Origin of the sequence: Psychrobium sp. 1_MG-2023, assembly GCF_030689115.1 — a bacterium.
In the GTDB taxonomy this organism is placed as follows: Bacteria; Pseudomonadota; Gammaproteobacteria; order Enterobacterales; family Psychrobiaceae; genus Psychrobium.
On record NZ_JAUYVJ010000054.1, the window covers coordinates 1 to 9,024 of the forward strand.

The 9,024-nt window shown below is 42.7% G+C and carries 4 protein-coding genes; 2 read left to right on the forward strand and 2 right to left on the reverse strand.

The window, feature by feature from the left end:
* Window positions 1–542 precede the first annotated feature (542 nt).
* A complete protein-coding gene (locus Q8W26_RS17440) occupies window positions 543–4,793 on the reverse strand; it encodes a DEAD/DEAH box helicase (RefSeq protein ID WP_101215606.1) in 4,251 nt (1,416 codons plus the stop codon).
* Between the two features lie 364 nt (window positions 4,794–5,157).
* On the reverse strand, window positions 5,158–6,138 hold the full coding sequence (locus Q8W26_RS17445) for an AraC family transcriptional regulator (RefSeq protein ID WP_101215607.1): 981 nt from the start codon (window positions 6,136–6,138) through the stop codon (window positions 5,158–5,160).
* 204 nt (window positions 6,139–6,342) lie between these two features.
* Between Q8W26_RS17445 and Q8W26_RS17450 the strand changes: the two genes are divergently transcribed.
* Together Q8W26_RS17450 and Q8W26_RS17455 are read left to right on the forward strand one after the other, a co-directional pair.
* Window positions 6,343–7,491: an acyl-CoA dehydrogenase family protein gene (locus Q8W26_RS17450; RefSeq protein ID WP_101215608.1), complete on the forward strand. Its 1,149-nt coding sequence runs from the start codon at window positions 6,343–6,345 to the stop codon at window positions 7,489–7,491.
* Between the two features lie 31 nt (window positions 7,492–7,522).
* A complete protein-coding gene (locus tag Q8W26_RS17455; protein ID WP_101215609.1) occupies window positions 7,523–8,299 on the forward strand; it encodes an SDR family NAD(P)-dependent oxidoreductase in 777 nt (258 codons plus the stop codon).
* Window positions 8,300–9,024 lie beyond the last annotated feature (725 nt).

The following is a 9,024-nucleotide window of genomic DNA, read 5'->3' on the forward strand; positions in this document are numbered from 1 at the left end:
TCAGGCTCCCACAATCTGTCATCCTGAAAGTATTTAATTCAGGATCTCTGTTTTGTTGTTAAAAGCGAGATTCCGGCCAAGAGCGTGCCGGAACGACGGAGTAGGGTTGTCACATATTGTCGTGCCGAGGCGTCTTTCTCAAGCTCCCACAATCTGTCATCCTGAAAGTATTTAATTCAGGATCTCTGTTTTGTTGTTAAAAGCGAGATTCCGGCTAAGAGCATGCCGGAATGACGTTAATGGGGAAGTAAATTAACTGCACATCGAGATTCCGGCTAAGAACGTGCCGGAATGACGTTAAGGGGGAAGTAAATTAACTGCACATCGAGATTCCGGCTAAGAGCCTGCCGGAACGACGTTAAGGGGGAAGTAAATTAACTGCACATCGAGATTCCGGCTAAGAGCCTGCCGGAACGACGCTGAGAGGGAAGTAAATTAACTGCAAATCGAGATTCCGACCAAGAGCATGCCGAAACGACGTAATTGGTGCACTCCTGAATAACTAGATTAGCTTATACAGGAATGACAAAATTGAAGCGAAATTATAACTGTTCTTGTAGTAAGTCCATCATATCCTGTGCTGAAATTTTTTGTGCTGTTTCGTTACCAGAGAGTAGGCTATCAGCGAGGTCTCTTTTTGATTGGTGCATTGCTAAGATTTTATCCTCAATGGTGCCTTTTGCGATTAAGCGATAGATAGTTACTGGTCGAGTTTGCCCCATGCGATGGGCACGGTCTGACGCTTGATCTTCTACTGCTGGATTCCACCATGGGTCCATGTGAATGACATAGTCTGCCGCAGTTAAGTTTAAGCCCGAGCCACCTGCTTTTAAACTGATAAGAAATACGTCACCGTCGCCTGCTTGGAACGCATTGACTCGGCTCTGACGTTGTTTAGCGGGAGTTCCACCATCAAGGTACTGATAACTAATGCCCTTGTTATCCAAATGCTTACGTAAAATATCTAAGTGACCGACAAACTGACTAAACACCAGTGCTTTATGATTATTCTGTTTTAACTCACCGATTAAATTATCAAACGCTTTTAGTTTTGAACCTTCGATACCCGTTTCTGGGGCGACTAATGCAGGGTGACAGCAAGCACGGCGTAGTTTCATAATTTCAGCGAGCATTTTAATATGTTGCTGACTATCATTCTCCATCCCGCTCTGTGTTAAGTTTTCAAGAGCTTGTTGTCGTACGGCCTCGTATAGCGCACTCTCCTCTTCGCTTAATTCAACCGCTAAGTTAATCTCGGTACGCGATGGCAATTCGGTTAAAACTTGATTTTTCATTCGTCTTAAAATGAATGGGCTGATGAGCTGGCGTAATGCTACATTCGCACGCTGCTTAGCAACATTGGTGTTATTGGCATTTTCAATCTCACTAGCAAACCGCTTAAAGAATTGCTTTTGACTGCCTAGCAGACCTGGGTTTATAAAGCGAAATAGACTCCAAAGCTCTGTCAGGTTGTTTTCAATCGGTGTACCAGTAGTGATCATTTTAAATGCCCCGGATAAGGCAACTGCCGCTTGCGTTCGTTTTGCTAACGGATTCTTCAACGCCTGCGCTTCATCAGCAACAATGGTGTTCCACTTGACTTGAGATAAGCGCTCACTCTCACGCTGTAATAGGCCATAGCTACATATAATTAAATCAAAAGCACCAGCATTATCCACAAGCTCTTGCCGCTGTTCCATGGTGTTAGTATCAACGCCCAGTATTTTGGCTCTAAGCGTGGGCGCAAAGCGAGCCACCTCTTGCTGCCAGTTAAAACAAACCGAAGTGGGTGCTAACACCAAGCTAGGACCGTCACTGCCACGCGATAAGATAATCGCCAGCGCTTGCATGGTTTTACCCAAGCCCATATCATCGGCTAAACAAGCCCCTGCACCCCAATGTGCAAGACGACTCGCCCAGTCATAACCTTCGAGCTGATAGTCACGCAATTGTGCCTGCAAAGTTGATGGTACTTGCGGATTCAGCTCGTTTGCTTGTTGTAATAGCCCTTTTTGCTTTTCCCACGCATGTAATGTTTTAAAACGCATACCTTGAGTCGCAGTGTCGACAACAGGTGAGGCTAGAACATGGAACTTACCTTCTTGTGTTACTGTCTCTAAGGTTTGTAAGCGCTGACGTAATTCATCAGATAGTGATAAAACTTGGTTGTCATCAAGGGTAACAAAACGGCCCTTCTGCTGGCCTATTAGCGCCAATAGCTGCTTAAGTTCAATCACATGATTGTCATTAACTTCAAGCTCTCCTTCTAAACTAAACCACTCATTTTGTTTTTTAACTTTAAGCTGTAAGTGCTTCGACTCTAGGCGCTTAGTCAGCTTAAAGTCTTTGCCTTTAGGCCAAGTTAGAATCAGCTTTAACTCAGGGTGAGTAGGCACTCGCTCATCACCAATACCACAAGCGAGTTCGAGTTGTTCGAGTGCCATCAGTGAATCATCCAGTTCACTGAGCAATAATCTGTTATCGATCATCTGGGCAAAAATAGGACAAGCTCTTTCTAAATATTGCAGTTGATATTGTTCAGCGGCAAGATCACGGGTAGTCCCTATACGCTCACCGTTTATCTCCATCGAAAAAGAGGGGTTGCCAAAACCCGGTGACATTAATGGCCCATCAGGTCCTAGTGGCTGAACATGGCACTCAAATTCAAGACCCTGACCTGCCGGCTGAATCATCATATATAAATGTGGGTCGGCAGTGATTTGCTCAGTACCTGTGTTGATGTTTTCAATATCGGTTTGAATGTTGAGTAAAGGCGCGATAGCGGCAATGCTTTGCACCACCTTATCTTTGGCTTGTCTTGGCACCATCAAACCCCCTTCACCCACAATATCGGCAATCTCAAGGTGCTTAGCCGAAAACACACACAGTTGATATTGCTGCGATGAGATCTTGGTTAATGAAAAAGTACTATCTGCTCGCGCGGTATTCTTTGGCAAGTTCGCTATCGTTAACAGATAGCCGTCATGACTTTGCGTAACTGCTAACTCTGGTTCAACTTCGACAAAACTAATCGCTTGACCTAGATTGTCTTGGTGGTAAATGTTATCTAGACCCACTGCAGCCTTCGCCGCTTTAACCCCACCTAAGGTGTAATACTCTTTTCCATAATAACCACCGCTATGACCACTATAAATGGCTCGGCACATTGTTAAGTCATCTGCCGTTAAAAAATCAAACTGTTCTGGCGACTCTTTAAGACGTTTTAATGCAACTGTTCGCCCTTTACTCCAGCCTGATTTACCCATTTTTTGCTCTTTTGCTTCAAATGAGACATCCCCCCACTCATCGTCTAACAACCACACTAAACGGCTTTGTTTCTCCTGAGTTGAGGGTTTAGGGATGGATGGTTTACTTGCCGTCTCATCAAGCGCAATCAATTGTTCTAAAGCTTGCGCCCACGCTTCTTGGCGCTGAACGAGTAAACATGGATCTGTCAGGTGCTCATGCTCAACAATAAATTGATTAACAAGCCCTAACGGCACGTCGTGAAACTTAATCACATGAGCCGCCATTACTGCAATCGTATTATCACCCATATCAGAAAAGTGCTCGAAAGCCTCACATAATTGTTTTGCGTAATGTGTATTTAGACGTTCTTTAGCCCACACACCTGATAAACAACAAATAACAATGCTCAGACGGCTGTAATAGTCAGTAAAATGTGAAAATGAAATATTATGAGTGATTGAATAGGCTGATTTACCACTGAGTACCTCAACTAAATCACCCAGTTTCTTATAAGCAAGTATCAACTCTGTCGCGCAATCTCTGTCATTGCAGGTATTGCCAATTTCAGCTCTGGCAACAGCCAGTTGAGCAGGATCTGCTGCACTCCCCTCAACAATCAATGCAAGATTGTAAAATAAACCCAGTAAGCCCCCGATATATTGGCGCTTTCGTCGAGCTATTTTGTTTTTAGCCACAATTGCTTTTTTAAATACACTGCACGCCTTAGCTGGTTGGTTGCTTAAAAATAAGTAACTAGCATAAACCTGCAAACCGTAAGTTGTTTTCTCATTGTCACCGACTAACTGCTTCACTTTAAGTAGTTCACCTCGATAGAGGTATTGCTCAGCTAACAAGTAGCGTAATTCGTGGTTATTTGGTTGTTGTTGAGAAACGTCATTCAGCAGTTCAATAACCTCTACCCCATCAACAAACTGGTGACGCATAATATCAAAAAGAGCCGCAAAAGCTTGATATTGCATTAACGGCGGTAATCGCGAGAACACTTCAGGCTGATAAGGGTAAAAGCATAAACTCACGAGCAATTGACCATGATCAGCGTCTACAATTTGGGGATTTTTATCAAAGGCTAATAACTCTTGGCAATGTTGATATTCTTGTCTAAAAAAACAATCGCGAATGATACGACGCGTGTCACGAGGATCCGGTTTTTGCCAATAGTTGATTTGCAAAACAGGCACAACAGCCTCTGCAGCAAAAAGAATGTCCTCAAAGCTTTCATCAGCAACACAAAGTTCAGTTAAGTAATTGGCAAGATAAGGAGAAATGGATAGCCCTTCCACACTAACATCAAGCAAGCCTTTATCGGTGAGCTCTTTTTTGAGCTCTGGCGTAAATTTCGTTTTTAGTTTTTGTTGATAAAACTGCTCAGTAAAACAGACCTCAGCCAATACTTCTTTAAACTTAGTTTGCCCTATTTTTTTATTAACCATCGCTAAAATACGTAAAATAGCTTGCTCAAATGGCTCGCATTGTTGATAGCCCTCTATTGCTTGGGCGATTTGTAGATTAATTTTAGTGATCATTGGCGCTTTTATGAGTTTTAAATTTGCAGCTATTCTAGCTTGATTAAACATACTGACAAAGAAATGATATTGAAATTTTTGGAGGTGTTGGAGATGACACGGCTCACATTTTTAGCAAGAACGACACGAAAACTTTGACATAATATGTCTAATTATTTAAGATGCTTGCTTCTAAGTTGCTGAATCTCTTACTTTAGCTAAGACTTATTTAACAACAATAAGAATCTGATAGGCATCCACTTTCGGCTGTTTATCCGAGCTAACATTTGTATAGCTTGAACTCATTTAGCTTTCTCGCTTAAGCTAAATACGCCTGCTCGAGAAACTGACGCTTGAGCGGGCTTTTTTCTTTTATTCACTTCGATTAAATTAAAGCCCGATATTGCGTTGGTGTTTGATCTGTCCATTGCTGAAACACTCGTGAAAATGCCCTTGCTTCACTGTAGCCTAATGTATGCGCTATCTCTTCGATACTATGAGTCGTCGTTTTTAATAACCTCAACGCTTGCTCATGTCGATACTCAGCCTTAAGCTGTGAAAAGTTCACCTTAAATACAGCAAGCTTTCGCCTTAATGTCGCATCACTCATACTAAGCTCATTAGCGACCTCTGTTGCACTTAGCATCCTGGCGGAGCTGACAAAGGCTTGATTAAGCACCTGATAAACCTGATGATCTAACTGCTTATTACTCTGCGGGTAGCGTAAAATCAATAATGGGAACTGTTCCACGGCTTGCAAAATGGACTCGACGGATTGCAATATTGGCCATTGAAGTACTTCTTTATTGAAATAAATTGCATCATGGCTCTGTTCGTAATCAACATGGCAACGAAACAATAAGTTAAATTCCGATTCATAGCCAACTGGTTTATAACTAATTGTTGCGCGAGTTAACGCAATAGCTGAATTTGCCAAAAAGCTCAGGCTACGGTGTAAAAACACCATTAAAAATTCAAGTAAGTAATGTTGTGGGTCCAGATGGCTGTGTTCTAACTGTAACTCACATCGATCATTGATAATAACTAGTTCAAGCTTACAACCAGCTAAGGTAAAGCCGGTTTTCATTAATGCAATTGCTTCTGCAACAGTCGAGGCTAACGCACAGCTATTTAATAAGAGTTGAAAAAAATTCGGTGGTACTTTAGGGCTAGCAAAGCCAAGGAAAGCATCGTCACATGCGTAACTCAATGAGTTGAGATAATCGGCCATGGAACGATCTAATACTCGCTCGTGCCACGCGGTTACTGAAACTCCAGCTTGTTTCATCAATTTCGCCGTATCCACCTTCTGCTTTTTAGCAGCGTGACTACAGACATCCAAATAATATTGACCAATGGTTGCCATTCACTTCCTTAGCTAATCGATTATGTGATACAAATGATAATAAACCTTTCGTAGTCACTTGCCACTGCAGTTTATGTATTCTAAGTGTATCAGTATAAAAACAATAATTTGAGCGATTTTGTGATCTTACTGTTTAATCAAGTCCTGTTAATTTAAGCCGCAACTTCTACACTATAAACATTATATTTATTTTGGATAGCAGCAATGGAATTTTCATTTAACGAAGAAGAGCTAATGATTCAAGACACCGCTCGTCAATTTGCACAAAACCAATTAAAACCAAACGCACAAGCGCTCGACCACCATAACGATCGCGAGCTGTTTCTCAGCCAAGTCAAACAACTTGGTGAGCTTGGCTTTATGGGTATTAATATCGATAGTCAATACGGTGGCATTGAAGCGGGCAGCGTTGCTTTTAGTTTGGCCATTACCGAACTTGCGCGTGGTTGTGCGTCGACCGCCGTCACAACATCGGTAACCAATATGGTTGCAGAAGTTATTCAAGCAGTTGGCAATGAAGAGCAAAAAAGCTATTACCTACCAAAAATATGTAGCGGTGAATTTTATGCTGGTGCATTTTGCTTAACCGAATCAACAGCAGGTTCCGACCCATCAGCGATGCGAACTACTGCAGTGAGGGATGGCGAAAATTACATTCTAAATGGCAGTAAAATCTATATTACCTCTGCTGAGTATGCGGGTGTTTTTGTTGTATGGGCCGTCACCGATAAAGAGGCTGCAAGAGGTAAAGGCATTAGCTGCTTCCTAATCGATGGAAATACTGATGGTGTTACCGTTGCGAAAGCAGAAGACAAGATGGGTCAGAAAGCCTCAGCAACAAACGAAGTAAGTTTTGATAACTGTATTATTCCAGCAACGGCATTATTAGGTGAAGAAAATAAAGGCTTCAAGATTGCCGTTACCGAACTAGCTGGCGGTCGTATTGGTATTGGATCTTTAGCGTTAGGCTTAGGTCTAGAAGCGATGGATTATGGCAAAGCGTATATTAAAGAGCGACAGCAGTTTGGCCAACCATTAGCAAACTTTCAAGGCTTACAGTGGATGGTAGCAGATCGTTACACCGAGCTAGAAGCTGCACGATTATTATTACTTCAAGCAGCCAGTTTAAAAGATGACAAAAAGCCATTCTCAACACAAGCATCAATGGCAAAAGTATTTGCATCAGAAAAAGCCAACGACGCTTGTTATACAGCTCTTCAGCTTTTAGGTGGTGCTGGCTATATCAAAGAGTACCCTGTCGAACGTTTAGCTCGCGATGTACGTATTACATCGATTTATGAGGGCACTAGCGAAATCCAGCGTGTGGTAATTGCACGTGATTTATTCGCTTAGTCACTATATTAAAAATTATTAAGGATTAATTATGACTCCAGAAAATAAAATTGCGGTAGTAACCGGCGGCGCTTCAGGCTTGGGCCGAGCTAGCCTAGATGAACTAATCAAAGTCGGGATCAAGGTCGCCATCTTCGATTTGAATCAAGCGGCAGGTGATACTGTTGTATCAGAACTTGGTGCTGACAAAGCATTATTTGTAAAAGTTGATGTTACTGATGAAGATTCCGTAGAACAAGCCTTTGAACAAGTCATTAAAAAGTTCGGTAAAGTTGATATCTGTATTAACTGCGCAGGCGTTGCTCCAGCAAAGAAAGTTCTCGACCGAGAAGGTAAAGCACAACCATTAGCAGCCTTTGCAAGTGCAATTAACATCAACCTTATTGGTACATTCAATGTTGCAAGAATTGCTGCAGAAAAAATGCTGTTAAATGAACCAGCAGGTGAAGCCGGCGAGCGAGGCATAATTATTAACACCGCATCAGTAGCAGCATACGATGGACAAATTGGCCAAGCAGCCTATGCGGCAAGTAAAAGTGGTGTTGTTGGGATGACATTGCCAATGGCGCGCGACCTAGCACGTGACGGCATCCGAGTTAACACCATCGCTCCAGGGATCATGGGAACACCGATGCTATTGAACATGCCTGATAATGTTCAAGAATCGTTAGTGGATAAAATTCAATTCCCTAAACGTATGGGGTTACCATCCGAGTACGGCCGCCTAGCGATCCATATGGTTGAAAACTGCTACCTGAACGGTGAAACAATCCGTTTAGATGCTGCTATTCGCATGCCGCCAAAATAAATAATACCAAGGTTGATAGCTACAGGCCTCGTGTTTATTCACGAGGCTTTTTTATTGCTATTCCTCTACGGGATTTAAAAAAGATGTTCGCTTTAAGCTTTCTGGTTACTTCGACAAACCTAGATCCCGGCTAAAACACTGCCGGGATAACGTTTAATTTAAGCGTCATCAACATCGTCGTCCTGAAGTGTTTTTATTCAGGACCTCGCTTTAAGCTTAATCGATTATTGTCACAAGACCGAGCTCCCGGCTAAAGAACCGCCCCGACGACAATCGATATAAACTCTATAGACGAAAGCAAGTTGGGGAGAGCCCACGCGGCCACGTTAATAACAACGCACACCTTTAACAGGATTGCACTGTACAGTCCCTTGAACTAGATACAAGGAAACAAGCTGTGCCTATGTTGATCCGCGAGCGATGATCGTTACCTCGGCGCAACATCGTTTCACTACACAGTGATGAGGCTTATCGTCACGCGAAAATAACTAAACATCACAAAACAAAAAAGCCGCTGCATTTCTGCAGCGGCTCTCTCTAAATAGGTGTCTAGCAATGTCCTACTCCCTCGGCTTGCAGTCCCTGGAACAGCGTTCGAGGAAACAAGAGCCGACTAAGTTGGGGAAACCCCACGCGGCCACGTTAATGACAACGTACACCTTAACTGTATTGCACTGTGCAGTCCCTTGAACTAGATTCAAGGAAACAAGCTGTGCCTATGTTGA